Source organism: Paraburkholderia sp. BR14312, assembly GCF_040948675.1.
Classification (GTDB): Bacteria; Pseudomonadota; Gammaproteobacteria; order Burkholderiales; family Burkholderiaceae; genus Paraburkholderia; species Paraburkholderia nodosa_A.
The window spans coordinates 312,992-338,951 of record NZ_JBFPKI010000006.1 but is presented as its reverse complement, the minus strand read 5'-3'; the positions used below and the strand labels follow the sequence as shown (position 1 = coordinate 338,951).

The 25,960-nt window shown below is 64.9% G+C and carries 27 protein-coding genes and 1 pseudogene; 22 read left to right on the top strand and 6 right to left on the bottom strand.

Going from position 1 to position 25,960, the window contains the following annotated elements; translation table 11 throughout:
• Positions 1 to 12 precede the first annotated feature (12 nt).
• From AB3X98_RS19275 to AB3X98_RS19245, 7 genes are all read left to right on the top strand, one after another.
• Positions 13 to 810 (top strand): ABC transporter permease, encoded by a 798-nt coding sequence (locus AB3X98_RS19275; RefSeq protein ID WP_368602569.1) that lies wholly within the window; start codon positions 13 to 15, stop codon positions 808 to 810.
• Positions 807 to 1,949, top strand: a complete 1,143-nt coding sequence (locus tag AB3X98_RS19270) for an NAD(P)/FAD-dependent oxidoreductase (RefSeq protein WP_368602568.1) — start codon at positions 807 to 809, stop codon at positions 1,947 to 1,949. Before AB3X98_RS19275 ends, AB3X98_RS19270 begins: the two co-directional genes overlap by 4 nt.
• Before the next feature lie 7 nt (positions 1,950 to 1,956).
• Entirely contained in the window at positions 1,957 to 2,331 is a 375-nt protein-coding gene (locus tag AB3X98_RS19265; RefSeq protein ID WP_368602567.1) for a (2Fe-2S)-binding protein, read from the top strand.
• Positions 2,321 to 3,751 (top strand): FAD-dependent oxidoreductase, encoded by a 1,431-nt coding sequence (locus AB3X98_RS19260; protein WP_368602566.1) that lies wholly within the window; start codon positions 2,321 to 2,323, stop codon positions 3,749 to 3,751. The genes AB3X98_RS19265 and AB3X98_RS19260 overlap by 11 nt, the downstream gene beginning before the upstream one ends.
• Positions 3,744 to 4,925, top strand: a complete 1,182-nt coding sequence (locus AB3X98_RS19255; protein WP_368602565.1) for an NAD(P)/FAD-dependent oxidoreductase — start codon at positions 3,744 to 3,746, stop codon at positions 4,923 to 4,925. The genes AB3X98_RS19260 and AB3X98_RS19255 overlap by 8 nt, the downstream gene beginning before the upstream one ends.
• A 55-nt stretch (positions 4,926 to 4,980) precedes the next feature.
• Complete coding sequence (locus AB3X98_RS19250) at positions 4,981 to 5,334, top strand: RidA family protein (protein ID WP_342948892.1); 354 nt, start codon at positions 4,981 to 4,983, stop codon at positions 5,332 to 5,334.
• 160 nt (positions 5,335 to 5,494) lie between these two features.
• Positions 5,495 to 6,160 (top strand): DUF2278 family protein, encoded by a 666-nt coding sequence (locus AB3X98_RS19245; protein WP_368602564.1) that lies wholly within the window; start codon positions 5,495 to 5,497, stop codon positions 6,158 to 6,160.
• A 63-nt stretch (positions 6,161 to 6,223) separates the two neighbouring features.
• Here AB3X98_RS19245 and AB3X98_RS19240 read toward each other — a convergent pair whose 3' ends face one another.
• On the bottom strand, positions 6,224 to 8,434 hold the full coding sequence (locus AB3X98_RS19240) for a TonB-dependent siderophore receptor (protein WP_368602563.1): 2,211 nt from the start codon (positions 8,432 to 8,434) through the stop codon (positions 6,224 to 6,226).
• 350 nt (positions 8,435 to 8,784) lie between these two features.
• On the opposite strand from AB3X98_RS19240, the gene AB3X98_RS19235 reads away from it, so the two are divergent.
• Positions 8,785 to 9,096: a hypothetical protein gene (locus AB3X98_RS19235; protein WP_141710638.1), complete on the top strand. Its 312-nt coding sequence runs from the start codon at positions 8,785 to 8,787 to the stop codon at positions 9,094 to 9,096.
• Positions 9,097 to 9,225: 129 nt separating this feature from the next.
• Here the strand turns inward: AB3X98_RS19235 and AB3X98_RS19230 are convergent, their stop codons facing one another.
• On the bottom strand, positions 9,226 to 9,708 hold the full coding sequence (locus tag AB3X98_RS19230) for a hypothetical protein (protein ID WP_368602562.1): 483 nt from the start codon (positions 9,706 to 9,708) through the stop codon (positions 9,226 to 9,228).
• 127 nt (positions 9,709 to 9,835) lie between these two features.
• Positions 9,836 to 9,934 (bottom strand): annotated as a pseudogene (locus AB3X98_RS19225) (choloylglycine hydrolase); the annotation flags it as partial.
• Between AB3X98_RS19225 and AB3X98_RS19220 the strand changes: the two are divergent.
• Entirely contained in the window at positions 9,909 to 10,061 is a 153-nt protein-coding gene (locus AB3X98_RS19220; protein ID WP_342949108.1) for a hypothetical protein, read from the top strand. The pseudogene AB3X98_RS19225 and the gene AB3X98_RS19220 overlap by 26 nt on opposite strands.
• Positions 10,062 to 10,082: 21 nt before the next feature.
• Here AB3X98_RS19220 and AB3X98_RS19215 read toward each other — a convergent pair whose 3' ends face one another.
• Complete coding sequence (locus tag AB3X98_RS19215) at positions 10,083 to 10,508, bottom strand: VOC family protein (RefSeq protein ID WP_069263638.1); 426 nt, start codon at positions 10,506 to 10,508, stop codon at positions 10,083 to 10,085.
• A 102-nt stretch (positions 10,509 to 10,610) separates the two neighbouring features.
• Here AB3X98_RS19215 and AB3X98_RS19210 point away from each other — a divergent pair, with 102 nt between their 5' ends.
• The 13 genes from AB3X98_RS19210 to AB3X98_RS19150 all read left to right on the top strand — a co-directional run bounded on the left by AB3X98_RS19210 (position 10,611) and on the right by AB3X98_RS19150 (position 22,831).
• Positions 10,611 to 11,504 (top strand): LysR family transcriptional regulator, encoded by an 894-nt coding sequence (locus AB3X98_RS19210; RefSeq protein ID WP_069263636.1) that lies wholly within the window; start codon positions 10,611 to 10,613, stop codon positions 11,502 to 11,504.
• Between the two features lie 56 nt (positions 11,505 to 11,560).
• Positions 11,561 to 11,920 (top strand): alpha/beta fold hydrolase, encoded by a 360-nt coding sequence (locus AB3X98_RS19205; RefSeq protein WP_368610299.1) that lies wholly within the window; start codon positions 11,561 to 11,563, stop codon positions 11,918 to 11,920.
• Between the two features lie 134 nt (positions 11,921 to 12,054).
• Positions 12,055 to 13,176 carry an alanine racemase gene (gene alr / locus AB3X98_RS19200; RefSeq protein WP_368602560.1) on the top strand — a complete coding sequence of 374 codons (1,122 nt, stop codon included), beginning with the start codon at positions 12,055 to 12,057 and terminating at the stop codon, positions 13,174 to 13,176.
• Positions 13,177 to 13,316: 140 nt separating this feature from the next.
• The gene (locus tag AB3X98_RS19195; RefSeq protein ID WP_368602559.1) at positions 13,317 to 14,387 is read left to right on the top strand and encodes a fatty acid desaturase family protein; all 1,071 of its coding nucleotides are present in this window, start codon (positions 13,317 to 13,319) and stop codon (positions 14,385 to 14,387) included.
• A 43-nt stretch (positions 14,388 to 14,430) separates the two neighbouring features.
• Positions 14,431 to 14,739 (top strand): non-heme iron oxygenase ferredoxin subunit, encoded by a 309-nt coding sequence (locus AB3X98_RS19190; protein WP_069263630.1) that lies wholly within the window; start codon positions 14,431 to 14,433, stop codon positions 14,737 to 14,739.
• Positions 14,740 to 14,917: 178 nt separating this feature from the next.
• Positions 14,918 to 16,150 (top strand): SpoIIE family protein phosphatase, encoded by a 1,233-nt coding sequence (locus AB3X98_RS19185; protein ID WP_368602558.1) that lies wholly within the window; start codon positions 14,918 to 14,920, stop codon positions 16,148 to 16,150.
• 14 nt (positions 16,151 to 16,164) lie between these two features.
• Positions 16,165 to 16,728: a SiaB family protein kinase gene (locus AB3X98_RS19180; protein WP_368602557.1), complete on the top strand. Its 564-nt coding sequence runs from the start codon at positions 16,165 to 16,167 to the stop codon at positions 16,726 to 16,728.
• A gap of 18 nt (positions 16,729 to 16,746) precedes the next feature.
• Positions 16,747 to 17,133: a DUF1987 domain-containing protein gene (locus tag AB3X98_RS19175; protein WP_342921995.1), complete on the top strand. Its 387-nt coding sequence runs from the start codon at positions 16,747 to 16,749 to the stop codon at positions 17,131 to 17,133.
• A gap of 49 nt (positions 17,134 to 17,182) precedes the next feature.
• On the top strand, positions 17,183 to 17,896 hold the full coding sequence (locus tag AB3X98_RS19170; RefSeq protein WP_368602602.1) for a GGDEF domain-containing protein: 714 nt from the start codon (positions 17,183 to 17,185) through the stop codon (positions 17,894 to 17,896).
• A 143-nt stretch (positions 17,897 to 18,039) separates the two neighbouring features.
• Entirely contained in the window at positions 18,040 to 19,170 is a 1,131-nt protein-coding gene (locus AB3X98_RS19165) for a patatin-like phospholipase family protein (RefSeq protein WP_342948903.1), read from the top strand.
• Positions 19,171 to 19,398: 228 nt separating this feature from the next.
• Complete coding sequence (locus AB3X98_RS19160) at positions 19,399 to 20,190, top strand: DeoR/GlpR family DNA-binding transcription regulator (protein WP_368602556.1); 792 nt, start codon at positions 19,399 to 19,401, stop codon at positions 20,188 to 20,190.
• A complete protein-coding gene (locus tag AB3X98_RS19155) occupies positions 20,163 to 21,401 on the top strand; it encodes an MFS transporter (RefSeq protein WP_368610298.1) in 1,239 nt (412 codons plus the stop codon). Before AB3X98_RS19160 ends, AB3X98_RS19155 begins: the two co-directional genes overlap by 28 nt.
• Positions 21,402 to 21,535: 134 nt before the next feature.
• Positions 21,536 to 22,831, top strand: coding sequence for an MFS transporter (locus AB3X98_RS19150; RefSeq protein WP_069263616.1), 1,296 nt, complete (start codon positions 21,536 to 21,538; stop codon positions 22,829 to 22,831).
• A 25-nt stretch (positions 22,832 to 22,856) separates the two neighbouring features.
• Here the strand turns inward: AB3X98_RS19150 and AB3X98_RS19145 are convergent, their stop codons facing one another.
• Both AB3X98_RS19145 and AB3X98_RS19140 read right to left on the bottom strand, forming a co-directional pair.
• Positions 22,857 to 23,954, bottom strand: a complete 1,098-nt coding sequence (locus AB3X98_RS19145) for a lactonase family protein (protein WP_368602554.1) — start codon at positions 23,952 to 23,954, stop codon at positions 22,857 to 22,859.
• Positions 23,955 to 24,007: 53 nt separating this feature from the next.
• The gene (locus AB3X98_RS19140) at positions 24,008 to 25,567 is read right to left on the bottom strand and encodes a methyl-accepting chemotaxis protein (protein WP_368602553.1); all 1,560 of its coding nucleotides are present in this window, start codon (positions 25,565 to 25,567) and stop codon (positions 24,008 to 24,010) included.
• Positions 25,568 to 25,960: the final 393 nt, after the last annotated feature.

Sequence of the window (25,960 nt, the reverse complement as noted above, 5' to 3'; positions counted from 1 at the left end):
CGGGGCCCCGCCATGAAACGCAACGGATTCCTCGGGCTCGCGTTCAACGCGCTCTTTCTCGCCTTCATGCTCGCGCCGATCGTCGTGGTGCTGCTCGTGGCCTTCACGGACAAGGGCTATATCTCCATGCCGTTCGACGGCGCCTCGCTGCGCTGGTTTCGCGCGATCTGGCTGAACGGCGACATCGTCTCGGCTTTCTGGCTCTCGGTGCGCCTCGCGTTCGCCGCGGCCACCATCGGCGTGGCGCTCGCGGTGCCTGCCGCACTCGCCATCGCGCGCTACCGCTTCGCGGGCCGCGGTGCGCTGGTGAGCTTCTTCCTCTCGCCGATGATGATTCCCGCCGTGGTGCTCGGCATCGCGTTCCTGCGCTTTCTCTCGCTGCTGAACCTGAACGGCTCGTTCTGGGCACTCGTCGCCGCGCACGTGGTGATCGTGCTGCCGTATGCGCTGCGTCTCGCGCTTTCTTCGGCGGTCGGCCTCGATCGCGACGCCGAGCGCGCGGCGCTTTCCTGCGGTGCGAGCCGCTTCACGGCATTCCGCCGCGTAGTACTGCCGATGATCCGCACGGGCGTGGCGGGCGGCTGGGTGCTGTCGTTCATCCAGAGCTTCGACGAGCTCACCATGACCATTTTCGTCGCGACGCCAGGCACCACCACGCTGCCCGTCGCCATGTACAACCAGATCGCGCAGACGATCGATCCGCTCGTCACCTCTGTGTCGGCGGTGCTGATCGTCGGCACGATCCTGCTGATGCTGCTGCTCGATCGCATGGTCGGGCTGGACCGCATCCTGATCGGAGAAGCCCGATGACACAAAACTCCACCGCGAGCCCCGACGTACTCGTGATCGGCGGCGGCCTCGTCGGCTCCGCCGTGGCCTACGGGCTCGCCCGCGAAGGCGCGCGCGTGACCGTGCTCGACGAGGACGACGGCGGCTTTCGCGCCTCGCGCGGCAACTTCGGCCTCGTCTGGATTCAGGGCAAGGGTTACGGCCTTTCGCCCTACGCTCGCTGGTCGCGCAGCTCGGCGCAGCGCTGGCCGCTGCTCGCGCAAAGCCTCGCCGACGAGGCGCGCGTGGACGTCGCGCTACGCCAGCCTGGCGGCTTTCACATCTGCTTCTCGGACGAAGAACTCGCCGAGCGCCACAAACGGCTGTCCACCCTGCAGGCCGAGATCGGCGATTATCCGTTCGAACTGCTAAATCATTCCGAACTGCGCGAGCGGCTGCCTGGCATCGGGCCCGCGGTCGTTGGCGCGAGCTATACGCCGATGGACGGCCACGTCAACCCGCTCAAGCTGCTTCGCGCGCTGCACGTCGCCATGCAGCGGCGCGGCGTACGGCTCGTCTCGGGCGAGCGCGCCGAGCGTATTGCCGCCGGGCCGGGCGGGTTCAGCGTGCAAGGGCGGCGCGGCTTGTATCACGCTGCACGCGTCGTGCTCGCGGCCGGCCTCGGCAACCGTGCGCTCGCGCCGCACGTGGGCCTCAATGCCCCCGTTGCGCCCAATCGCGGCCAGGTACTCGTGAGCGAGCGCGTCGAGCCATTTCTGCGCTATCCGACCATCAATGTGCGGCAGACCGACGAAGGCACGGTGCAGTTCGGCGACTCGATGGAAGAAGCCGGCTTCAACGACTTCACCACCACGCCGATCCTGCGCCAGATCGCGGCGCGCGGCGTGCGCGCGTTTCCCATGCTCGCCCATGTGCGGCTCGTACGCATGTGGGCCGCGCTGCGCGTGTACAGCCCCGATGGCTTTCCGATCTACGACCAGTCCGAGGCGCATCCGGGTGCCTTCGTCGTCACCTGCCATAGCGGCGTGACGCTCGCCGCGGCCCACGCGCTGCGCATCGCGCCGTGGATCACGGGCGGCCCGATGCCCGCCGAACTGCCCGCTTTCTCCGCGCGCCGCTTCGCGACCGACGCGGCTGCCGAACCGATCCTCGCTCACTAATCCCGCCATGACAGCCCAATCTCCCCAGGCGCCCGCGCCACTGTTCAAGACACTCTCCGACGCCGAAACGCGTGTCGATATCTGGTTCAACGGCCAGCCGCTGTCCGTGCCCGTCGACCGCTCCGTCGCCGCCGCGCTGCTCGCCGCGGGCGTATCGCGCTTTCGTGCGACGCCCGTTTCGGGTGCGCCGCGCGCGCCGTTCTGCATGATGGGCGCGTGTTTCGAATGCCTCGTGGAGATCGACGGCGTGCCGAGCCGCCAGAGCTGCATGGTGCCCGTGCGCGCGGGCATGCAGATCCACTCGCAGGAAGGCGCGCGCGACTTGCCGCCCGAACCCGGCACGCATGCCGACACGCTCGAGGAGAACGCTCATGCCCGGTGATTATCAAGGCGATGCCAGAGCCGATTTCAATGCGCAAGCCGTCGATGTCGTCGTGATCGGCGCCGGTCCCGCCGGGATGAGCGCGGCCACCCGTTCGGCGCACGCCGGACTCTCAGTGGTCCTGATCGATGAGCAGGACGCCGTGGGCGGCCAGATCTATCGCGCGATAGGCCGCGCCGACGCGCGCCGCAAGGAGATACTGGGCCCCGACTACGCGGCGGGCGACGCCATCGTCCAGGCGTTCGCGCGCTCCGGCGCGCAGCATGTCGCCCATGCCTCCGTCTGGCAGGCCACGCGCGAACATGCCGTTCACTACCTCAAGGACGGCAAAGTAGGCAGTTTCCAGGCCAAGCGCGTGATTCTCGCGAGCGGCGCGCTGGAGCGGCCGTTTCCCATTCCGGGCTGGACCCTGCCCGGCGTGCTCACGGCGGGCGCAGCGCAGATCCTGCTCAAGAGCGCGGGCGAGGTGCCCGCCTCGCCGCCCGTGCTCGCGGGCTGCGGGCCGCTGCTCTACCTGCTCGGCTGGCAATACGTCCGGGCAGGCGTGCCGATTCGCGCGCTCGTCGACACCACGCGCCACGAAGACCGCTGGCGCGCGAAACGCCACCTGCTTGCCGCGCTGCGCTCGTGGCCGTTCCTGAGCAAAGGCCTGCATCTGATCCGCACGCTGCGCGAGGCCAAGGTTCCCATTTTCGAAGCCGCCGACGACCTCGCCGTGGAAGGCCGCCTGGGCAGCGACGGCGTGCAGCGCGCAGCGGCGCTCACGTTCACGTCGCAAGGCCGCGCGCACCGCGTCGAGGCCGATGTGATCCTGCTGCACCAGGGCGTGGTGCCCAACACGCAGTTCACGCAGGCGCTGCGCGCTACGCATTGCTGGGACAACGGGCAGCTTTGCTTCGCACCGCAAACGGATGCATGGGGCGAACTCGACGTGCCCGGCATCTTCGTGGCCGGCGACGGCGCGGGCATCGGCGGGGCCCAGGCCGCGGCGCAGCAGGGCGTGCTCGCGGCGCTCGCCGCCGCCGCACAGCTAGGCTCGATCGATTCAGCCACGCGCGATCGCGAGGCGGCCTCCCATCGCGCGGAACTCGAGCGCGTGATGCGCATCCGCCCGTTCCTCGACAGCCTCTACCGCCCGCGTGACGCAAACCGCATCCCCGCCGACAGCACCATCGTCTGCCGCTGCGAAGAAGTGACGGCGGGCGAGTTGCGCGGCTTCGTCGGGCTCGGCTGCCTCGGCCCGAACCAGGCGAAGTCGTTCGGCCGCTGCGGCATGGGCCCCTGCCAGGGCCGCATGTGCGGCCTTACCGTGACCGAAGTGATCGCCGAGGCGCGCAAGGTGCCGCCAGCCGAGGTGGGCTACTACCGCATCCGCCCGCCGATCAAGCCGCTCACGCTCGGAGAACTCGCCGGTGAATGACGCCCGTACTCCCCCTGCGAGCGCCGTGCAGGAAGCGGATGTGCTCGTGATCGGCGGCGGCCTGCACGGTTCGAGCAGCGCCTTTCACATGGCGCGGCGCGGCGCGAGCGTGATCGTTCTCGAAGCCGACTACGTGGGCCGACATTCGTCGGGCGTGAACGCGGGCGGTGTGCGCACGCTCGGCCGCCCGCTCGCCGAGATTCCGCTTGCGCTCATGTCGCGCGAAATCTGGCACGCGCTGCCCGACAGCGTCGGCGACGACGGCGGCTTCGTTCCTTCCGGACAACTGAAGATTGCCGAGACCGAAGCCGAACTGGAAGAGTGCCGCGAGCGCGTCGCGCTGCTCGAATCGCACGGTTTCACGCACGAAAAGCTGATCGACCGCGAAACGGTGCTCGAACTCGAACCGGCACTGGCGAAGCACGTGACGGGCGGCATCTGGGTCGAACGCGACGGCTATGCGCTGCCCTTTCGCACCACCACGGCGTTTCGCCTCGCCGCGCAAAAGCACAGCGCGCGCTTCTACGAAGGCACGGCGGTCACGCACATCGAGCCGCGCGGCGAGCGCTGGATCGCGCAAACCCCGCGCGGCGCCTTTGCCGCGCGCAAGCTGCTCGTCACGGCGGGCGCGTGGTCGGGCGAACTGGCGCGCCAGGCCGGCGAGCCTGTGCCCGTTTATCCCGAGGGTCTGATGCTGATGGTTACGCACCGCGTGGCGCCCTTCTGCCGCGCGACGCTCGGCGCAACCGGACGGCCGCTTTCGTTCAAGCAGTTCGACAACGGCACTGTGGTGATCGGCGGCAAGCTGATCGGCATCGCAGATCTGCCGGGGCGGCACGGCGAAGTCGATTTCATGCGGCTCGTGAAAAGCGCACAGACCGTCGTCGAGCTGTTTCCGCATCTGCGCCATCTGGGCGTGAACCGGGCATGGGCCGGTGTGGAAGCGTTCACGGCCGACTCGCTGCCGATCATTTCGGCGAGCCGGCGTGCCGCGAATCTGTACTACTCGTTCGGCTATTGCGGCAGCGGCTTTCAACTCGGGCCCGCGTGCGGGAAGCTCGTTTCCGAACTCGTGCTCGACGGCGCGCCTTCGCTCTCGCTCGATGCGTTCGCGATCGACCGCTTCGAGCGCCGCGCGGTGCAGGCGCCGCTAGCCGGCGTCGCCGCGCACTGACGCCTTCGATTCCCTCACCCTGTCTCGCCATTACGGCGAAGGAGCTTGCAGACACATGAACGATATTGTTCGTATCGAAACCAATCAGCGCATGAGCCGAGTCGTGAAAGCCGCCGGGCTCGTGTTCGTGGGCGGCCAGACGTCGGCCGATCCGTCGCCCGACGTGAAGGTCCAGACCGCCGCCGTGCTCGCGAAAGTCGATGGCTTTCTCGCCAAGGCGGGCATCGACAAGACGCGGCTCGTCTCGGCGCAGGTCTGGCTTGCGGATATCGCGCGCGACTTCGCCGGCATGAACGAAGTGTGGGACGCGTGGGTGCCCGAAGGTTGCGCGCCCACACGCGCGACAGTGCAGGCGCAGCTGGCGTCGCCGCAACTGCTCGTGGAAATCGCGGTCGTGGCGCTGGCCTAAGCGCCGTGTGAAGCTGCCGGCGCCGCCGTGAAAGCGCGTCGACAGCCGCAGTCGAGCAACCGTAAAGCGACGGGGGCACGGCATCGCGCGCACGCTGTAAGCGCAAGTTCACGTTCGCGCGGCACAATGGCGAACCCACCCGAACTTAGAGGAGCGCGCGATGGCCCTTCCTTACGGCTACGTCAAGGCGAAAATTGTTTCCGCGCCGCAGTTGAAGGCCACGCGGCGGCCACACGAAGTCCAGTATCACCTGCACTTCGGTGTGACGGTCAACGGCACGCGCTGGGACATCGCTGTGAACGTCGGCACCACGGACGCGGATGACCTGCTCAAGTACAAGCTCGTGTTCGACTTCAACCACAACGTGCTGACCACGCTCGAGGGCGCGGCCGAAGGCTCGACCGATCTCACGGGCACCGAAGCGCTGCCGGCCATCGACTTCGAGCGCAGCGACTTCCTCGCCAATACGGGCGCGTGGCGCAACAGCGACGTGATGGACGGCTCCGACCAGGTGGAGCCCGTCGCGTCGCTGCAGCGCCTTCTGTTGCGCGCGCAACAATCGTCGCTCGACATCTACGTGTTCGGCCGCTTCTACAGCGAAGGCGACGGCATCCACGACGTCCACATGAACCAGGGTTCGAAGGGCGAGTTCATCCACAAGGCAGGCAACGACGCGAACGACCACAACGACATCTGGCAGGACGGCGCGCTGCTCGTGGACCTGGGCGACCCCGAATGGGCCTTGTATGTGGCGGCGTTCGATCAGCAATACGTGCCCACCGACAATCTCGGCAACCCCACGCCAGATTCGCAGCCGATTTCGTAAAACGGCAAGCGGGCGCATGCCGGAATCCCGCCATGCGCCCGCTCGTTGAAGCGAATCGACCGTTTAGAAGTCGATCTTCGCGTTGAGGCTGACCGTGCGCGGATCGCCCGGTGCGATGTAATCGGAATACTGGAACATCCAGTAACGGCGATTCGTGATGTTGTCGATGGCCGCGCGCAGCGTCACGTCGTGGCCGCCAATGCGGGTGAAATAGTTCGCGCCCACGTTCACGAGCATGTAGCCGCCCGTTTCGAGATTGTTGGCTGGGCGCACCTGCGTGCTGCCCGTGAACTTCGCATCCGCGCCAAGCTGCAGGCCTTGCACGTAAGGCACGTCGTAAGTCACGCGGCCCGCGGCGACGAAGGTCGGCGCGCCAGCCACACGATTGCCGTTGTACGACTGTCCCTTCGCGTACCACGTGTCGAGCAGCGTGACGCTGCCTGCGACCTGCCAGCTTCGGCCGAGCCGCACGCTCCCGGCCGCCTCGACACCTTCGTAAATCGAATTGCCGTCCTGCACGTAGACGTTGTCAGCGTTCGCGTAGGCCGCGCCGCGCTCGATGCGGAACAGGGCCGCGGTTGCGCTCCAGCGCTCGTGTTCGCTCTTGATGCCAATTTCATACTGACGCGAGCGCAGCGGACGCAGCATCGCGCCGCCGTTCGCGTAGATGCTGTCCACGATCGCGCCCTGCTCCAACGCCTCGACGTAGCTCGCGTACAGCGTCGTGTTCGGCTCGAGGTTGTACATCAGCGCGAAGGTCGGCGTGAGCACGCCGTTCTGGCTGTACTGGGACGTCTTTTCGCCCGTGGTTGCGTAGTTGTTCTGACTATAGTTCGTGTAACGCAGGCCAGCGAGCACCGACCAGCGGCTCGTGATCTGCATCGTGTCGCTCACGAACGCCGAAGCCTGCGTGATGTCGCTCGTACGGTAGGTTTCGAGCCCGCCGCCCGAATAGAAGCGCCACGGGTTGGGCTGATACAGATTGCCGTTACCGAGCACCGTATAGATCGAGTTCAACGCGTAGTTGTTGGTCTGGTGCTGGTATGCGCCGCCAATCACGAGTTGATGCGTGAACGGCCCGGTCTTCACCTTGCCTTCGAACATGCCCTGCCAGTAAACGTCCTGATGGGCTTCGTCGCCGTTCCAGCGCGCGTCGGTGTAGTCGCCTGCCTGGTTGAGCAGCGTGAGCGTACTCTCGTTGCGGTCGCGCGCCGACTTGCTGTAGCTGCCCGAGGTGGTGAACGACCAGTCGGGCGTGATCTGGTAGCGCACGCCCGCCGTATAGAGCTGCAGGTTGGTGTTGATGTGCTGGTCGGTGCCGCCGAGCAGGTTGCTGCCGCCGCTGATCACCGCGGGCAGGCTCGACGCCGTGTAGCTGCCCGTGTAGATCGCGGGCGTCTGGCCGCTGGAACGGATCGTCTGGTAGAGCGCGTTGAACCATACCTGCAGGTCGCGCGTGAGCTGGCCGTCGAGTGCGAGCGAAACCGAGTTGCGGTTGATATCGCCGGCGTTATAGGTCTTGCCCGCTTCCTTCGTGTAATTCAGGCGCGCGCCGAACATGTCGTCCGGGCCGAATCGGCGGCTCAGGTCGACGTGCGTGCTCAGCACGCCGTCCATGCGATAGCCCACGTCGAGGCTCGTGACCGGGTCCTTTTCCGGCCGCTTCGTCACGTAGTTGACGAGGCCGCCCGGCTGCGCGAACCCGTACATGAAGCCGCCCAGGCCCTTGAGCAGTTCCACGCGCTCCAGTTGCTCGTAGGGCATGGTGATGCCGTACGAGATGAACGGATTGCCGTCGATGCGAAAGCCGTTTTGCCAGTCCACCGGCAAACCGCGAATGGTGATGTAGGTGGCCCACGCGTTATAGGCGTTGCTGTTGTTGGTGACCGAGGCGTCGCCGGCAAACACATCGCCGAGCTTGTAGACCTGGCGCTCGGCCAGATTCTCGCCCATCACGACCGTGGTCGAGAACGGCGTGTCGAGCTGCGAGCGCGTGCCGAGCGCGCCGCTGTTCACCGGCGTGTTCAGGTTCAGCGGCGAATCGGCGACCTGGCTTGCGCTCACCTTCACGGCGGGCAGCGCCTGCTCCGTGCCGGCCGTACCGGTTATGGCGGCTCGAGGCAGTACCTTCTGGGTTGTGCTTGCCGCGGCGCTGTCCTGCGTCGATGTTTGGGCGACAGCGGCCTGAGCCGCCGCGAAAGTAAGCCAGGCCGCAATATGCAACGGTCGCGGCAGCGTGCGTCGCGCTTGCCGCGCGTGTTCTCGGTTGTTCATGTCGTTTTGGAAGGGTCGTCTCGCCAGTGCTGGCCGGATACTTCAATGAGAAGCATTCTCATTGCCACTGGCGGGCGATATTAACAAACCCTTACGACTTTTCCTAGAACCCGCGACTCATTCGTCGGATTTGAGGGATTCCCTCGAAATAGTGCTCAAAACGGACGCCAGGCGGCCCGACCATGTCCATTTCGCGCAAGAATCACCGAAAATCGTCTGGATTGGACAGAAGTACGAACGTAGCGCGCTCGCGCCCGGCTTGCTGCTGTGCGTAATGCCCGCGTCTGGAAATACGCTAAGTCGCGACATAAAATAAAGAGCCAGTCAGTGCATTCACGTGGTGACCGCGTATGAGACACGCTACGTTCCCCGTGCTGATCGTTCTGGCTTCGGTCCCGGCCGCATGGGCCATGGGCTTCGCCGCAGCGAACGAAATCACGGATCTGCCCTCTCCCCAGAGCGTGGCGCCTGCCACGCTACATTGGCCTCCCGCCTCGCCCTCGTCCATCCCGCCGGGCATTTCGCGCGCCGCGTTGCATACGGGGCCTCAGAAAGACGACAAGTCGTATTTCGAAGCGCTCCCGGGCGGCGATAAAAAGCTCGACGATAACGGCGACGGCGCCCGCTTGCGCGGCGATCGTTTCCACTGGCAGCAGCCCTAGCGCCTGTTCACGCGATGTATGCTTGCGCCTGTTCAGCCCAGCACGCTTGCACTCTTACGATATTCAGCTTTCCTGATTATATTTGCCGGCCGCCAGAATGAACTGGCGGCTCTCTGCTGATGCGCGTGCTTACGCTTTCACAGCCGGCGCGTGTGGCGGTGCGACCGCTGGCGGTTGTCCCGATGCAGGCGCTGGCGCATGCCCCGGATAGACGACGATCACAGGCCCCGGCATTGCCCATGCGGGCACCGCGAACAGCACAGGCATCGGTGTGGGCATCGCGAATTCACCGCTGAATGCCGCTTGCTGGAACTGCTGCATCTGGGCCTGCATGGCCCACATCTGCATGGTCATCGCGCGCATCTGCTGCAGCGCCCACGCGGGCGGCGGTCCGCCGCTGCTGCTCTGAACCTGAATGCTACCGGCGCCGTTCGGGCTATGCCAGCTCCACGTGCTGATCTTGACCGGGCCAGCAGAGGTCTGGACCACATGGGTCTCGCCTTGAGCCGGAACGAGGTGGCCGTCGACGTTGACGAAAAGCGGCTGGGCCGCCAATGCGAGGGCCGGTGCGCACACCAGTGCGGCCGCCGCCATAGCAGTGCGAAAACGCATCTCATCCTCCATTGTTCGAGCCTCCACGCGCGGTTTGCGCCGGGAGGCGTCTTTTACTATGTCGAGCGAGAATTAAAATTCGCTTAAAACGCGCCGGTGCCTTTGCATTAATCCACGATTAAGAATCCGTGCGCCAGATCGTCGACGAAAGATTGGGCATGTTGGGCGTGGTGATGCCGAGCGGCACGCTCACCTAACGCATGACGCTCGCCACGCTGAGCAAGCTCGATCTCAAACCCGGCGCGCCCGTGATGAAGCTCACGATCGATTCGGGCCAGATGTATTCAGGCGAGGTGGCGGGCAATGTCGTGGCGACGCCGTCGTTCAAGTTCATGCCTGCGCCGGCACCTTGATCGCCTCGCGGCCATTCACGCTTATTTGGCGAACAGCTGGCCGATGTCCTTGAAGGCCTTGAATTCGAGCGCGTTGCCGCACGGGTCGAGGAAGAACATCGTGGCTTGCTCGCCCACCTGCCCCTTGAAGCGCACGTAAGGTTCGATCACGAACTTCACGCCGAAGGTCTTGAGGCGCTCGGCCAGCGCCTCCCAGTCGCTCCAGCTCAGCACGACGCCGAAATGCGGCACCGGTACGTCGTGGCCGTCCACGGGGTTCGTGTGCGCATGGTCCTGCGAAGCCGTTTTCGGGTGCTCGTGAATCACGAGCTGGTGGCCGAAGAAGTCGAAGTCGACCCACTGCGCGCTGGAGCGCCCCTCTGCCAGCCCGAATACGCGGCCGTAGAAGTCGCGCGCGGCGGCGAGGTCATAAACGGGAATGGCGAGGTGAAAAGGGGAAAGCGACATGCGTGTCTCCACTGTCGTCGAAAGCGATCCCGCCATGGTAGACAGGCCAAAGTAAAAACAAAATCAATATATAATTTTCCAATACACAAATATTATTGATGGATGATACGCGAACTCAGAACCCTCGTTGCCGTGGCGAGAGAAGGCACGTTCGCCGCGGCGGGACAGAAGATCGGCCTGACCCAGGCCGCCGTCAGCGCACAAATGCAGCGCCTCGAGGCGGAGCTGGGCTTCGCGCTGTTCGACCGAGAGGGGCGCAACGCGCGTCTGAACGCGATGGGCCAGCAGATCCTCGCCCAGGCGCACGAAGTCATCAGGCTCTATGAAAACCTGAGTTCGAGCGCGGCGGGTCCCGCGGCGACAGAGCGCGTCACGCTCGGCGCAATCGCTTCCGTGCAGCGCGCGCTGGTGCCGGAGGCGCTTGGCGAATTCCACCGCCGCTGTGCCGGCTGCCGCACGCGTGTGATCCCCGGCGTTTCGATGGAGCTTCACAATCTCGTGGATGCGGGCGAAATCGACATGGCGGCCATCATCCGGCCACCCTTCGCACTGCAAAGCGATTTGCGCTGGACCACGCTCGCGCGCGAGCCGTTCCGGCTCATCGTGCCGCGCCATGTGAAAGGCCACGACTGGGCCGAACTGCTCGCGACGCAACCCTTCATCCGCTACGATCGGGCATCGTTTGGCGGACGCCAGGTAGACCGCTTCCTGCGCCGCATGCACTACACCGTGCAGGACCTGAGCGAACTCGACGAACTGGAAGCCATCGTCGGCCTCGTTGCGAACGGCGTGGGCGTCGCGCTGGTGCCGCAAACGTCGGCGTGGCGGCGCTGGCCTGCCAAAGTGCGCGCAATCGATCTCGGGCAGCACACGTTCCACCGCGACGTCGGCCTCGTGCATCGCGCGCCGGGCACGCTGAGCGACCCAGCGCGCCTGCTGATCCAGCTGCTCGAATCGCGCGCCCGCGAGCAACAGCCAGCGGACGAGCCGCAATGAACCCATCATGCCTTGCAGGCCCACCGGAGAAACACACGTGAGCGCCCCCGAGATGCGTGACGAATTGCGGCTTCTCGAGCGCCGCGCGTACGGCGATGACGTCGGTCACGTCCGGCGGCATCGACACCGCGGCGCTCGGCGCGCAAAACTGGCGCGCGAGCGACACGAGCGCCTTCCCGGAGTGGTTCGTCTCGTTCCATACGGACCTTTCGAACCAGATCGCCAGCATCACCCAGCCGGCCCTGCTGCTTTGGGGCGACAACGATCCCTTGAGTCCCGTCGCGGTCGGCGAGCGGCTCAACGCCCTGCTCGCCAATTCCGCGCTGCACGTGGTGCGCGGCGGCGAGCACGATCTCGCGAGCGTCCACGCACAAGCGTTGGCGCCGCTCGTGGATACCCATTTGATGGCGGACTGACCGGATGCATGGCGGGGACGAGCGACAGTCGTTTCAACCAAATTCGTCGAAAAATACATTAAATATAACTGGACGAAAATCAATACGATTGCACAAACCACTAGACCGTCGCCGTCCAACCCACAGGAACGCCTATGCCGCGCCCCATCGTCGCCCGCATTCAACCCGACGCCATCCGTCACAACCTGCAGCTGGCGAAACAAAGTGCCGCCGGCTCGCGCGCCTTCGCCGTGATCAAGGCCAATGCGTACGGACACGGCATCGAGCGCATCTATCCGGCGCTCGCGGGCGCCGACGGCATCGCCCTGCTCGACCTCGATGAAGCCGTGCGCGTGCGCGAACTGGGCTGGACCAAACCCCTGCTGCTGCTCGAAGGCGTGTTCGAACCCGCCGACATCGAGCTGGCCGCAACGTACCGGCTCACTGTGGCCGTGCATTGCGACGAGCAACTCGATCTGCTCACGGCAGCGAAGCCGCAGCATCCCATCGATATCCAGCTGAAGATGAACTCGGGGATGAACCGCCTGGGTTTCCGTCCCCATGCGTATCGCGCCGCGTGGGAGCGCGCACGCGCGATTCCGTCGATCGGCGCGATCGGCCTCATGACGCACTTCGCGAACGCCGACGACGGCCACATCGACTGGCAGCTCGACACCTTCGACGCGGTGGTGCAGGACCTTCCCGGCGAGCAGTCGGTGTCGAATTCGGCAGGCGTGCTCTGGCACCCGCGCGCGCATCGCGACTGGGTGCGCCCCGGCACGATCCTTTATGGCGCGTCGCCCACGGGCGTGGCGCGGCACGTGGAAGGCTTCGGCCTGCGCGCGGCCATGACGCTCACGAGCCGCATCATCGGCGTGCAGACGCTCGCACCGCAGGAAACCATCGGCTATGGCCGCACCTTCGAGGTCGACCGGCCCATGCGCGTCGGCGTGGTGGCGTGCGGCTATGCGGACGGGTATCCGCGCCACGCGCCCACCGGCACGCCGATTGCCGTGGATGGCGTACGCACGCGCGTGGTGGGTCGGGTGTCGATGGACATGCTGACGGTCGATCTCACGCCGTGCCCGCAAGCGGGCATCGGTTCGAGCGTCGAACTGTGGGGCGAACACGTGCGCGTGGACGAGGTGGCCGAAGCGTCGGGCACCATCGGCTATGAGTTGATGTGCGCCCTCGCGCTGCGCGTGCCGGTGGTCGTGGCCGACGGCGCGGATACGTCCCGCGCAGCGCGAACGAGCGGCGAGCGCGCAGCAGCCTGACGCCGCCGAAAAAGCTCGCTGACGAAATTTCGTCAAACTTCCGGTTGAGCCCCGGCCTTGCGTCACCTATTTTTGTGTTGACACGCGCAGCGCACCGCACGCCGCACGCCGCGCGCTGCCAACACTTCAAGGAGACACTCGTGGCCGACCAGGAGACTCACGCCTACGCGCCGCATCATGCGGACTACCGGCTCATCGGCGGTGCAGGCGAACGCGCGCGCGCAGCGGGCCTCGTCAACGCGGACTGGTACCGGTGCGCCGTGCCGCGCCCCGTGATGAAGCAGTTGATGCAGCGCAGCGACGCGCGCGCCATACGCGACACCGTGATCTGGTATGCGGCCATCGTCGCGAGCGGCGTGCTCGCCGGGTTCCTCTGGCACGCGCATTCGTGGTGGGCCGTACCCGCGTTTCTCCTCTACGGCACGCTCTATTGCAGTCCCGCCGATTCGCGCTGGCACGAAGCGGGTCACGGCACCGCATTCAAGACGCGCTGGATGAACGAGGTGCTTTATCAGATCGCGTCATTCCAGGTGTTCCGCTGCGCGACGATCTGGCGCTGGAGCCACGCGCGCCATCACACCGACACGCTGGTGGTTGGCCGCGATCCCGAGATCGCCGCGCCGCGCCCCACCGACTGGCTCTCGCTCGCCCTCAACATCTTCGCGCTCAAGCACGCCTCGCGCGAGTTGCCGCGCATGATCTCCGCTGCGTGCGGACGCCTCGGCGAGGAAGAACAAAGCTTCGTGCCCGCCTCTGAATGGCCCAAGGCCATTCGCGAAGCGCGCCTGAGCCTGCTCGTGTACGCAATCGCGATTGGCGCCTGCATCGGCTTTCGCACCATCCTGCCGCTGCTTTATATCGGCCTGCCGAGCCTCTACGGCGCGTGGCTTTATCTCTACTTCGGCCTCACGCAGCACGCCGGCATGCCCGAGAACGTGCTCGACCACCGGCGCAACTGCCGCACGGTGATGATGAATCCCGTATTCCGTTTTCTCTACTGGAACATGAACTACCACGTCGAGCATCACATGTTTCCGATGGTTCCTTTTCACGCGCTGCCGCGCCTGCACGAAGTCGTGAAAACGGACATGCCGCCGCCTTATCGCAGCAGCCTTGCCGCCTACGCGGAAATCATTCCCGCGCTCGTGCGGCAAACACGCGACCCCTACTATCACGTGGCGCGCCCGGTACCGGGCCACGCCGAAGCCTGAGCCGTTGCGCACACAACGTTCAATATCAATCTGGAGACACTTCATGGCCCAATGGATCGACGCAGCCGCACTCGACGATATCGAAGACGAAGACGTCATGCGCTTCGACCACGGCGGACGCACCTTTGCGATCTACCGCGTGGAAGATCAGGTCTACGCGAGCGACGGGCTCTGCACACATGAACATGTGCACCTGAGCGACGGGCTCGTCATGGGCCATGTGATCGAATGTCCGAAGCACAATGGCCGCTTCGACGTGCGCGACGGCAAACCGCTTTGTGCACCGGTATGTGAGAAGCTCGCCACGTACCCGGCCAGGGTCGAAGACGGACGAATTTATATTGAAGTGTGATGCACCGAAACCTTGCAAAGGGAAGCGAAAAAAAACGCGCAAACGTTAGCGTGGCACTCGCCGATCATTATGGTGTATTAAACAAGCCAACTTAGGCGCTTACTCTCGTCCATGTAACGAGAATGTCATAAATAGCCATTAGCGTGCTGATTCTCCATATTAATCGGAATGGATAGTCATGCACCCCGCGCTCGCGCAGTTTCGTCGTCCGGGTCTTCCCGTAGGCCCGCGCAGCGCCGGAGATCTGGCTCTGGAAGTGCCCGCCATCGACGCTTCGGATTCGAATTCTCTCGTCATGGAGATTTTCTATTCGAGGCGCGACATGGCCAGTCTCGCGGTGACCGAAAACGATCGCCCCATCGGGCTCATCAACCGCGATATTTTCATGTCGCAAATGAGCAAGCCGTTTCATCGCGAGCTATACGACAAGAAGAGCTGCATCGCGTTCATGGACAAGGAACCATTGATCGTCGACGCGGCCATGAGCATCGAGGCCCTCACGTTCAAAACCGTTGAAGTCGGCGAAAAGGCGCTGGTCGACGGTTTCATCGTGACGCGCGAAGGCCGCTTCGCTGGCGTGGGCAACGGCTTGCGCCTGCTGTCCATCGTCGCGGAGATGCAGGCGGAAAAGAATCGGCAGATCATGCAGAGCATTGAGTATGCGAGCGTGATCCAGCAAGCCATGCTGCGCGCCTCGCGCGAGACGCTTGCGACCATGTTGCCCGATGCCGCGCTCGTCTGGGAACCGCGCGACGTGGTGGGCGGCGACTTCTACCATTTCGCTGCGTTCGCCGACGGCTGGTTCGGCGCGGTGGCCGATTGCACGGGACACGGCGTGCCCGGTGCGTTCATGACCTTGCTCGCCTCGGCGTCGCTCTCGCAGGCCCTCGAGCAGATCGGCCCGCGCAACCCCTCCGCGCTGCTGGCAGCCGTCAATCGCAATGTGAAGGGCCTGCTCGGTCAAATCAACGGCGCGGGCGACGCCCCGCAGTCCAACGACGGCCTGGACGCCGCGTTCTTCTGGTTCGACGCCGCCAGCCAGGTGCTCCACTTTGCAGGTGCGCGCGTCGCGCTGCATGTCTTGCGTGCGGACGCTCAACAGTTCGAAAGCATAGCCGGCGACCGCATGGGCGTGGGCTATGTCGACAGCCTCGCCGATTACACGTGGACCCAGCACGCCGTCGCCCTACCGCACGGCAGCCTGCTGTTCGTTTCCACCGATGGTCTGACCGATCAGATTGGCGGCCCGCGCAAGATCGCGTTCGGCAAACGCCGGACGCTCGACCGGATTCTCGCTGAGCGCGAGAGCGCTTCTTCTTTCATCTGCGCACGCCTGCTCGAAACCTTTGCCGAATGGCAAGGCTCGCAAGCGCGCCGTGACGATGTCACGCTTTTCTTCGCACGAGTTTGAGGTAGTTCACCAATATGTCTGGAATTCTGGATCAAAACTGCTGCTTCTTCGAAATCGCACAGAAGCGCAATTTGCTCTTCTATCACAAAGGCTATTTCTCGCACAGCATCGTCGCGGCGATGAGCGAGGTCGTCAAGCTGCAACTGGAAGTGGCGGGACTGAGCTCGTCCACGCGCAGAAAGATCTTCTCCTCGTTCATCGAGCTTTCGCACAATATCGTGCACTACTCGTGCGAGGCGCTATCGGAAGATCAAGGCCAGGGCGGCGCAATACGCGAAGGCGCGATGTGCATTTCCGCCGAAGGCGAGCGCCACCTCATGGTATGCGTGAATCCCATCGCCACGGCGGCCGTGGACGACTTGCGCAAGAAGCTGGAGCCGCTGCGCAACATGTCGATCGAAGAAATCAGGCAGGCCTACAAGATGTCGCTGCGCGCCGACACGCCTGCCGATAGCAAAGGCGCGGGACTGGGTTTTCTGACGATGGCGCGCGACGCCAGTGCGCCGCTCGAATTCGCTTTTCATCCACGCGAAGACGATACGGGCACCACACTGTTTTGCCTCAAGACCATCATCTGACCAGGGCACGCGTACAAAATGGAAAACCTTTTTATCGCCGCCACGGCAACGTCACCGGAAATCGACTTCCGCTTCGACGAAAACGTGCTGTCACTGCGAGGCGAATCGTATCCCGAGAATGCCGCCGCGTTTTATGCGCCGATCATCGAGCGGCTCAATCTCTGGCTCAAGGATTGCGAAAACGCCGCGATCACGGTCGAGGTCACGCTCACCTACTTCAACAGCTCGAGCACGAAAATGCTGTTCAGCGTGTTCGACGCCCTGGATCGCGCCGCGGCGGCGGGCAACCAGGTGCAGGTGAACTGGTACCGCGACGAAGAAGACGAAACGATCCTCGAATTCGGCGAGGAACTGCAAACCGACTTCACCGCAATCAAGTTCAATGATTGCCCGGTTGCAACGTGAGGATGCTTTGAGGACGACGCGCGTGGAAACGACTGGCTTGCGGGACGCAATGAAGGATCACTACCTCGACCTGTTCCGCAGCGAAAGCGAGGCGCTGGAGCGGGCCCGGATGATTGCCGAGGCTCCGGAGGCGTACGCGCACAGTCATCGCGAGGCGCTCATCGAGCTGATCCATCACTACGAGCGCCTGATGCGCGAAACGCGCCGCCTGATCGGGCGCAGCGATCGCGCCGAGCGCGAAATGCAGGCGCTCACGCAGCAACTGCAATATCGCGCGACGCACGACGCGCTGACCGGCGTGCTCAATCGCAGCGCCGTGATCGAACGCACGGTGAAGGCGCTGCGCGCGAATCGGGCGGTGATGATCCTGCTCGACATCGACGACTTCAAGAAGGTCAACGACGACTTCGGGCACCCGGCCGGCGACAGCGTGATCTCGGGCATCGTGAACTGCCTGCGCCGCATTCTCGGCGAGACCGGCATCATCGGACGCGTGGGCGGCGAAGAGTTCACGGTCGTCTTGCCGGGCTTCGACATCGCCGATGCCTTGCAACTCGCCGAGCGTATGCGCGAAGCCATTGCGAATCACGCGTTCCCGGCGCCGGTGTGTCGCGCCATTACCGCCAGTTTCGGTGTCAGCGACAATCCGGCCGGCACCGATTTCGACACGGCATACGGACTCGCCGATTCCGCGTTGTACACCGCCAAGCGCGGCGGCCGCAACTGCGTGACGTTCGAAGGGCAAATCGCCTCGGCAGGTTGAGGGACGGCGGCCGGTTGGGCCGTTGCCACGCAACGCTCGTCTTTTCCGAACGCCACTACAATGGTGCGGAGAAAACGGCGACGCGTATGAAGAATGCAGGTCACGAAAACGCGCGTCGGTCGAGCAAAACAGCGAGGCGATCGATGACAGCGAAGCAGCCGGCAAGCCTGGCATTGCCAGGGCAAGTCGTACTCGTGTTGCAGGGTGGCGGCGCATTGGGCGCCTATCAACTCGGCGTGTATGAGGCGATGCACGAAGCCGGCATCCATGTCGACTGGGTGATCGGCACTTCCATTGGCGCCATCAACGCTGCATTGATCGTCGGAAACGCTCCCGAGCACCGCTTCGAGCGTCTGGACGAATTCTGGCATCGCGTCACGGACCGCACCCGCCTCGACGTGGCAGCAACGTGGCCTGGCTTCGCGCCCGGCTGGGACAAGACGTTTGCAAAGCTGATGATCATCGGCGGCGGCATTGCCGGGTTCTTTCAGCCCAACCCGGTATCGTGGTTCGGTCCGCTCGCACATCTCGGCGTCGATCGCGCGTCTTATTACAGGATCGCCCCGCTGCGCGACACGCTCGTTTCCCTGGTCGACTTCGAATTGCTGAACGCCGGGCACCCGCGCCTTACCGTGGGCGCGGTAAACGCCCGCACGGGCGCGATGCGCTATTTCGATTCGCGCGACCAGCGCCTGAATGTCGAACACGTCATGAGCTCGGGCGCACTGCCGCCCGCGTTCCCGGCGGTGCGCATCGACGGCGAGCCGTACTGGGACGGCGGCATCTACTCCAACACGCCGGTCGAGGTCGTGCTGGACGACAAGCCGCGCCACAGCTCGGTGATCTTCTCGGTGCAGGTGTGGAATCCAGCGGGCCCCGAACCGCAAAGCATCTGGCAGATCGCAGAACGGCAAAAGGACATTCAATACGCGAGCCGCACGGAAAGCCATATCGCGCGTCAGCAGCAGATCCACCGCTTGCGCCACGTTATCCGCGAACTGGCGAAGCGCGTGCCCGCTGACGAGCGCGACGCACTCGATGTGAAGGAGCTGGCGGCATGGGGCTGCGAGACCACCATGCGGCTCATCAAGCTCGCGGCGCCACGACTCGACGGCGACGACCAGTTGAAGGATATCGACTTCACGCCGTCCGGCATTGCCGCGCGCCGGCGCGCGGGCTACGAAGCCGCCATGCGCGCGATCGACGCAAGACCCTGGGATGCCCCGATGGACCCGATAGAAGGCCTCAGCGTCTACAGCGCGGATGAAGAATAAAAGAAAGCGATAGAGCACGAAGCCATAGCGCCCCACTCTGGCGTGGTTTTCCGCGTTGCGCCGAGCCCGAGATATATATCCTGCCGACCACCCCCTTGATCGGGTGCGTGAAGCGATGCGCGCCGCACACTCCGCTGTCGGTTGCATCCATTTCCCGTTTACGATACTTTATGCTCGTTTTTGCTCGATTTGACGAGCAAGCCAACGAGCAAGCGGGAACCGAAACCCATGCAACGAACACGGCTGGAGGCCAGTGAAGGCCTGCTCCCCGACGAGCGCGAGCGCCTGATCCTCGAAACACTGCGCGCCGAGGGCCGCGTGCTGGCCACCGAACTCGCCGCGCAGTTCGACACCTCGGAGCACACGATCCGGCGCCATTTGCGCGACCTCGCCGAAGCGGGGCATTGCAAGCGCGTGTATGGCGGAGCGCTGCTCATCTCGCCCGCCAACAAACCCGCCTCCGTGCGCATGCGCGAGCAACTGCCCGCCAAGGCGCGCCTTGCGCGCGCCGCCGCCGCACTCGTCAAGCCGAACCAGGTAATCCTGCTCGACGCGGGCTCCACGAACGTCGAGATCGCTGCGGCCCTGCCCGAGAACGCCGGCCTCACGGTCGTCACCACTTCGCCCCAGGCTTGCGTGCGCCTGCTCGAGCGCCCGGGCATCGAAGTCATTCTGATCGGCGGGCGTGTGAGCGCACAGGCCGCGGGCGCGCTGGGTGCGACGGCGCTCTTGCAGATTCAGCAGATCAAGGCCGATCTCTGCTTTCTCGGCGCGTGCGCGCTCGATCCGTCCGAAGGCATCGCGGCCTTCGATGCAGAGGATGCCGAAATGAAGCGCGCGATGGTCGCGGCAAGCGGCCAGATCGCGGCAGCAGTCACCACGGAAAAGCTCATGACATCCGCGCCCTTCGTCATCGCGCCGTGCGCCTCGCTCGACTATCTGGTCGTCGATGCTGATGTGCCGAAGCTCCATCTGAAACAGCTGAAAGCCGCATGCGGCGACGTGACGGTGGCGCGATGAGGCCCCTGCGCGAACGCTACGCCACCACGGCGGTCTTTCTGGCGAACGGCTTCGGCATTGGCGCGTGGGCCGTCGAGGTGCCGCGTGTGAAGGACAAGCTGCTCCTTGGCGACTCCCTGCTTGGCGTCGCTCTGTTTGCCTTCGCGCTCGGCGCCATCGTCGCCATGCCGCTTGCGGGGCGTCTCGCGCCGAAGTTCGGCGGTGGCCGCGCGACCGCCCTGCTCGGCGTGCTGTTCGTCGCCGCGTTTCCCTTGCCTGCGCTCGCGCCCAACGCGGCGCTGCTGTGCGCCGCGTTGCTGCTGCTCGGCGCGCTCAATGGCGCGCTCGACGTTTCCATGAACGGCCATGCCAGCGCAATCGAAAAAATCTGGCATGCGCCCATCATGTCGTCGTTTCACGCGGCCTGGAGCGCGGGCGGTCTGGCGGGCGCGGCCGTTGGCACGGTGCTGCAGAAAGCAGGATTCGGTGTGCTGAGCGGGCTTGCGCTGCCCGCCATTCCCATCGCCGTGCTGATCGTCGGCGCGGCGCTGTTCTCGCTGCGCGACGTAGGCACGCGCCCGGAGGCTGCGTCGGGCGGCGGCTTCGCGCTGCCGCAGGCGGGCGTCGTCAAGCTCGCCGCGCTCGCGTTCCTGTGCATGATGACCGAGGGCGCCATTGCCGACTGGAGCGCCGTGTACCTGCGCACCGCCTTGCCCGCTCATGCGGATAGCGCGGGCATCGGCTATACGTCGTTCGCGTTCGCGATGGCGGCCTGCCGCGTGGTGGGCGACGCGTTCGTACGGCGGCTGGGCGCGGTGCGCGTAGTCGCGCTGGGCGGCCTGCTTTCGGCTGCGGGCCTTGCCGCCGTGCTCGCTGCGCCGGCGCTCGCCACAGCAGTGGCAGGGTTCATCTGCGTCGGCATTGGGCTCGCCAACGTGGTGCCGGTGATCTTCAGCGCGGCCGGGCGTACGACCGATCCGCCCGTGACCGGCGTGTCGATGGCGGCCACTGCGGGGTATGCGGGCTTTCTCGTAGGGCCGCCGATCATCGGCTTCGGTGCGGGGCTGATGGGGCTGCAGCTCGCGCTCGGGGTGCTGGTGCTCGCGACGCTCGCGGTGTGCTTTGCGGGTAGTCGTGCGGTTCGCGATGTCGATGCGTCGCGCGGCGAATCGGCAACGCATGCGCCGGTGCGCAAAGATTCGCGCGACGCCGATCGTATCGAGGCGGACTGACCTGCGTTCGCCCGGCGCATCGAATATCACCACAAGATCCGGATATCTCCACCCAGGCGCCCTGCGTAGACTCGATCCCGAAGCTCAAACCACCGCATCCGGCCCACGCCGGATCGATCTTCGGGACATCGATAATGGGCATCACAACCGGTAGCGCGACGCCACAGCGTGTCGTCGTCAATCTCTCGCACGCGAGTCTCGCGGCGCAATTGAGCGAGCAGATGGCCATTGCGGTCATCCCGATCGTCGCCGTGGTGGCATTGGGCGCTACGGCGCAGCAAAGCGCGTCGCTCCAGGCCATCAATACCCTGCCGTTCCTGCTACTCTCGCTGCCCGCCGGTCTCATCGCCGATCGCAGCAGGCGCAGGCCGCTCATGATCGCAACCGAACTGCTGCGCGCCGCCGCCCTCTTCGTCCTGTTCGCGTTGTTCCATGCGCGCATGCTTTCGCTCTATACGCTCGGCACGCTGGGCTTCGCCATCGCGACCGGCACGGTGGTATTCAGCGTAACCGCGCCCTCGCTCGTCGCAGCCATGGTCGAAACGGGCGACCTGCTCGCCGCCAACCGGCGGCTCGAAATCGCACGCAGCATCGCCTATACGGCGGGGCCTTCCGTGGGCGGCATTTTTGCGGGCTGGGCGTCGGGCGTGTTCGCGTTTCTCGCAGCGTTCGTCCTGTCACTCGCCAGCGCATGGTGTCTCGCACGGCTGCCCGCCGAGGCGCCGCGTCCACGTTCGCGTCGCGCGCTCGCACACGAACTCTTCGACGGCGTGCAGTTCATCGCTCGCAGCACGCATCTGCGGCCCATCGTGGCGACGGCCTTCGTCTTCAACACGTCGTGGTATCTGCTGCTTGCCGTGTTCGCGTGGTACGCGATACACCGGCTCGCGTTCGCGCCATCGGCAGTAGGCGTTGCACTCGGCGTGTATGGCTTCGGGATGGTGGGCGGCGCGTTTCTCTACAAGATCATCGCAAAGCGCCTGGTGTTCGGACGGCAAATCCTGCTCGGCCCGACGAGCGCCGCGCTTGCCTCCCTGTTGATGGCGAGCACCGCCCTCACGCATTCGCGCGCCACCGTGTTCCTGGCTTTCTTTTTGTTCGGCTTCGGGCCGATTGTCTGGACCATCTCGACCACGGCGTTGCGCCAGGTCGTTACGCCTCGCGATCTGATCGCGCGCGTCTCGTCGGTCATCATGATGGCGACGTTCGGCGCGCGTCCGCTCGGCGCCCTGCTCGGCGCGTTCCTGAGCACGCGCCTTGGCATGACGAGCTGCCTCGTAGGCGCGGCGTGCGGATTCGCCCTTCAGCTCGCGATCATCGTGTTCTCGGCGCCCGCGCGGCTGCGCTCGATCGAAGGTCTCGATGAAGCGCGAGCCGAGCCGCGCAACGTGAAGGCAATGCGCTTCGCGGCTGAGAGCCGCCAGGAGTAAGGCGACCGAAGTCGCACCTTATTGCTTAGTCGTTCGAACCGTCGAAATCCACCACTTCGACCCAGTTCGCACCCTTGCCCACCGGGTACTTGCCAAGCTCATGCAGCGCACCGCTCTTCACATCGATGCGGTACGCGCTCAGCGTGGGCGAGAGTTGGCCCACGGCAAGCAGATACTGGCCCGACGGATCGATATTGAAGCCGCGCGGCTGCTTCTCGGTGGCGTACGTGCCGATGCGCGTGAGCTTGCCCGTTTGCTGGTTCACGCGGTACGCACCCAGCGTGCTCGACGTGCGCTCCGAGATGTACAGGTGGCGGCCATCGGGCGTGAGGTGGACATCGGCGCCCCACGGCTTGTCGCCGTAGAAACCGGCGGGCAGGATCGAGATCGTCTGGATCGGCTTGACTGTATTGTTCGCCGCGTTGAAGGCGAGCACGTGCAGCTTGCCGTCGAGTTCGTCGATCAGATATACGAAGCGCTGGTCCGGCGAAAACTGGAAGTGGCGCGGGCCGGAATTCTTGGGCAGCGAGTACGCGGGCTTCGCGTCTTCGGTGAGCGCGCCCGTCGAGGCGTCGAATTTCAGGCGCAGCCAGGCGTCGGCGCCGAGCACCGACGCGAACGCATAGCAGTTGTCCGGCGAGGTGCGAATGATGTGCGCCATCGGGCCCGTCTTCACGGTTTGCTGCACGTCGCCCACCACACCGTTTTCGCCGATGGGGTTCACCGCCAGCAAATTGCCGCCGTACGAAGCGGAAAGCAGATAGCGCCCCGTGCCATCGGTGGAGACATAGGCCATGCTCTCGGCGAGCGGCGCGCGGCCGAGTTCGACGAGACGGCCGTCGAGCGGATTCACGGCGAAGCTCACCACGCGATACGGCTTCGAGCGCAGCGCCGCGTACAAATGGTGATGATCGGGCGAGAACGCCATCGGCATCACCGTGCCGCCCACAGGCACGGTCTCGACCGCGGCCAGCGCGCCGTTTTGCGCATCGAGGCGAAACACCGAAATGTCCTGGCTGTCGGCGTTCGACACGTACACGTAGCTAGCCGCATGCACGGCCGCCGATGCCGCGAGGCCCAAAGCGGCACCCACCACGCTGCGCAAGATTGCCTTCTTCTTCATGTCGTCCTTTCTGGTTTGTTAGTTCTATTGATTGGTCTTGCGCATATCCATCTTCACCCAAGCGCGCCGACGCGAAACACCGAAACTGCTTCCTTCATCGATTGCGCCTGATGCTCGAGCGCGCTTGCGGCGGCAGCGGCCTGCTCGACGAGCGCGGCGTTCTGCTGCGTGACCTGATCCATCTGACTCACGGCCATGCCCACCTGCTGAATGCCCGTGCTCTGCTCGGCGGTGGCCGTCGTGATCTCGGCCATGATGGTGGCGACGTTGCGTACCGAGTTGACGATCTCGCTCATCGCCTCGCCTGCCTGCGCGACGAGCGCGTTGCCGTTGCGCACGTCCTCCATCGAAGCGCCAATCAGCTCCTTGATCTCGCGCGCGGCGCCTGCACTGCGCTGCGCGAGCGTGCGCACTTCGCCCGCGACCACGGCGAAGCCGCGTCCCTGCTCGCCCGCGCGCGCCGATTCCACGGCGGCGTTGAGCGCAAGAATATTGGTCTGGAACGCGATGCTGTCGATCATGCTCGTGATCTCGGCAATCTTCTGCGAGCTGGCGCTGATGTCCTGCATGGTCTGCACGGCGCGTCCCACCACGTCGCCGCCGCGCTGCGCGAGTTCGGCCGCGCCCGTGGCGAGCGTGCTGGCCTCGGATGCGTTCACGGAGTTCTGCTTCACCGTGGAGGTGAGTTCTTCCATACTCGCGGCCGTTTCTTCGAGCGAGGCGGACTGTTCTTCCGTGCGGCTCGACAGATCGAGATTGCCCGCCGCAATCTCGCGCGCGGCCGTGTGAATTGCGTCACAACTGTCGCGCACGCCGGCCACGGTGTGCGAGAGCCCCGCCTGCATCCGTCGCATGGCCGCGAACAGCACGCCGATTTCGTTGCGGCCTGCTTCGGGCACGCGCACGGTGAGATCATTCGAGGCAATGCGATCGAGCACCGCCGCGGCGTCGGCCAGCGGGCGCGACACGATACGCTGCAAAGCAAAATGCGTGACGACGACGAGCGCCAGCGCGATGGCCACGCCCACGCCCACGAGCGTGACGATCCATCCATAGCGCGCGTTGCCGTCGTCGAGCGTCGCCTCGGCGAGCGCGTTGGCGAGCTTCTGGAACTTCTCCACGTTCACCGAATAGGCTGCGCCCGCGGCGGTGATGTCGGTGTCGTTCACTGCCACGTACGCGGCCGTGTCGCCGTTGCGCAGCGCGTCGGTGGCGCGCGTGAGCGTGTTCGAGAGTTGCGCCGCCGACTCGAGCAACTGCCGCTTGAGGTCCGCGTCCATGCCGTCGAAAGCCGGCGCATTGGCGAAGGCCTGCGTCTCGCTCGTCGAAAGCTCGAAGCTGTGGGCCGCGCTCTTCAGCGCGGAGTCGCGCGTCGCCGTGTCGTTGCGTTCCTTGAGCGCGCTGTAGCCGCGCACGAGCGCCGAACGCGTGCGTGTGGTGTCCTTGTAGGCGTCGTTGACCAGAATGGTCTGACGCGCGATTTCATGCAGGCGTTGGGCGCTGGCGTTCGACTCCCTGAGCGAGAACACGCCCGCGAAGCCGCCAATCAGGATCATCACGCCAAAGATCACCAGCACTGCAAGGAGGCTGGCTCGTACCGTCGTGTTGCGCATGTTGCTTCAATCCCCGGTTTCCATGGTGTTCTTCTTTACGGCTCAAATGCCGGAGTCTTGAGGGGCCAATCGCCATGTTGTCCAACAACTTGGCCGCATCATCCATAATCGCGCGACTATCCTGAAATTCGAGTTTACCCTGAGGCCGACTCAAGAGGCATACGGTCCGGTTGCATCGGCTTCCCGGGCGTTGTACGATTAGCTCAGACAACTAGTCACGATGTCAAACAACTTTCTGACAACTGACTGAACAAGCAGCGAATCAGGTCCACAAACAGAACGCGCTTGACGCGAGTCAGGCGCGTTCTTGCGTAAGTAGATGCGGCGTGCACGAGGCGCGCCGTCCGGAGACAGCAGAGGCAGGCCGCGGCGTGAGCGCAGCGGCCTGCCTCT

Coding starts and splice junctions, on each gene's coding strand:
- AB3X98_RS19190 (WP_069263630.1), top strand. CDS start 14,431: ATGGCCCAATGGATCGACGCAGCCGCACTCGACGATATCGAAGACGAA.
- AB3X98_RS19150 (WP_069263616.1), top strand. CDS start 21,536: ATGGGCATCACAACCGGTAGCGCGACGCCACAGCGTGTCGTCGTCAAT.
- AB3X98_RS19180 (WP_368602557.1), top strand. CDS start 16,165: ATGTCTGGAATTCTGGATCAAAACTGCTGCTTCTTCGAAATCGCACAG.
- AB3X98_RS19265 (WP_368602567.1), top strand. CDS start 1,957: ATGACAGCCCAATCTCCCCAGGCGCCCGCGCCACTGTTCAAGACACTC.
- AB3X98_RS19170 (WP_368602602.1), top strand. CDS start 17,183: ATGAAGGATCACTACCTCGACCTGTTCCGCAGCGAAAGCGAGGCGCTG.
- AB3X98_RS19245 (WP_368602564.1), top strand. CDS start 5,495: ATGGCCCTTCCTTACGGCTACGTCAAGGCGAAAATTGTTTCCGCGCCG.
- AB3X98_RS19235 (WP_141710638.1), top strand. CDS start 8,785: ATGAGACACGCTACGTTCCCCGTGCTGATCGTTCTGGCTTCGGTCCCG.
- AB3X98_RS19270 (WP_368602568.1), top strand. CDS start 807: ATGACACAAAACTCCACCGCGAGCCCCGACGTACTCGTGATCGGCGGC.
- AB3X98_RS19210 (WP_069263636.1), top strand. CDS start 10,611: ATGATACGCGAACTCAGAACCCTCGTTGCCGTGGCGAGAGAAGGCACG.
- AB3X98_RS19220 (WP_342949108.1), top strand. CDS start 9,909: ATGACGCTCGCCACGCTGAGCAAGCTCGATCTCAAACCCGGCGCGCCC.
- AB3X98_RS19155 (WP_368610298.1), top strand. CDS start 20,163: ATGCGGCGACGTGACGGTGGCGCGATGAGGCCCCTGCGCGAACGCTAC.
- AB3X98_RS19275 (WP_368602569.1), top strand. CDS start 13: ATGAAACGCAACGGATTCCTCGGGCTCGCGTTCAACGCGCTCTTTCTC.
- AB3X98_RS19165 (WP_342948903.1), top strand. CDS start 18,040: ATGACAGCGAAGCAGCCGGCAAGCCTGGCATTGCCAGGGCAAGTCGTA.
- AB3X98_RS19260 (WP_368602566.1), top strand. CDS start 2,321: ATGCCCGGTGATTATCAAGGCGATGCCAGAGCCGATTTCAATGCGCAA.
- AB3X98_RS19140 (WP_368602553.1), bottom strand. CDS start 25,567: ATGCGCAACACGACGGTACGAGCCAGCCTCCTTGCAGTGCTGGTGATC.
- AB3X98_RS19175 (WP_342921995.1), top strand. CDS start 16,747: ATGGAAAACCTTTTTATCGCCGCCACGGCAACGTCACCGGAAATCGAC.
- AB3X98_RS19160 (WP_368602556.1), top strand. CDS start 19,399: ATGCAACGAACACGGCTGGAGGCCAGTGAAGGCCTGCTCCCCGACGAG.
- AB3X98_RS19215 (WP_069263638.1), bottom strand. CDS start 10,508: ATGTCGCTTTCCCCTTTTCACCTCGCCATTCCCGTTTATGACCTCGCC.
- AB3X98_RS19185 (WP_368602558.1), top strand. CDS start 14,918: ATGCACCCCGCGCTCGCGCAGTTTCGTCGTCCGGGTCTTCCCGTAGGC.
- AB3X98_RS19250 (WP_342948892.1), top strand. CDS start 4,981: ATGAACGATATTGTTCGTATCGAAACCAATCAGCGCATGAGCCGAGTC.
- alr (WP_368602560.1), top strand. CDS start 12,055: ATGCCGCGCCCCATCGTCGCCCGCATTCAACCCGACGCCATCCGTCAC.
- AB3X98_RS19145 (WP_368602554.1), bottom strand. CDS start 23,954: ATGAAGAAGAAGGCAATCTTGCGCAGCGTGGTGGGTGCCGCTTTGGGC.
- AB3X98_RS19230 (WP_368602562.1), bottom strand. CDS start 9,708: ATGCGTTTTCGCACTGCTATGGCGGCGGCCGCACTGGTGTGCGCACCG.
- AB3X98_RS19240 (WP_368602563.1), bottom strand. CDS start 8,434: ATGAACAACCGAGAACACGCGCGGCAAGCGCGACGCACGCTGCCGCGA.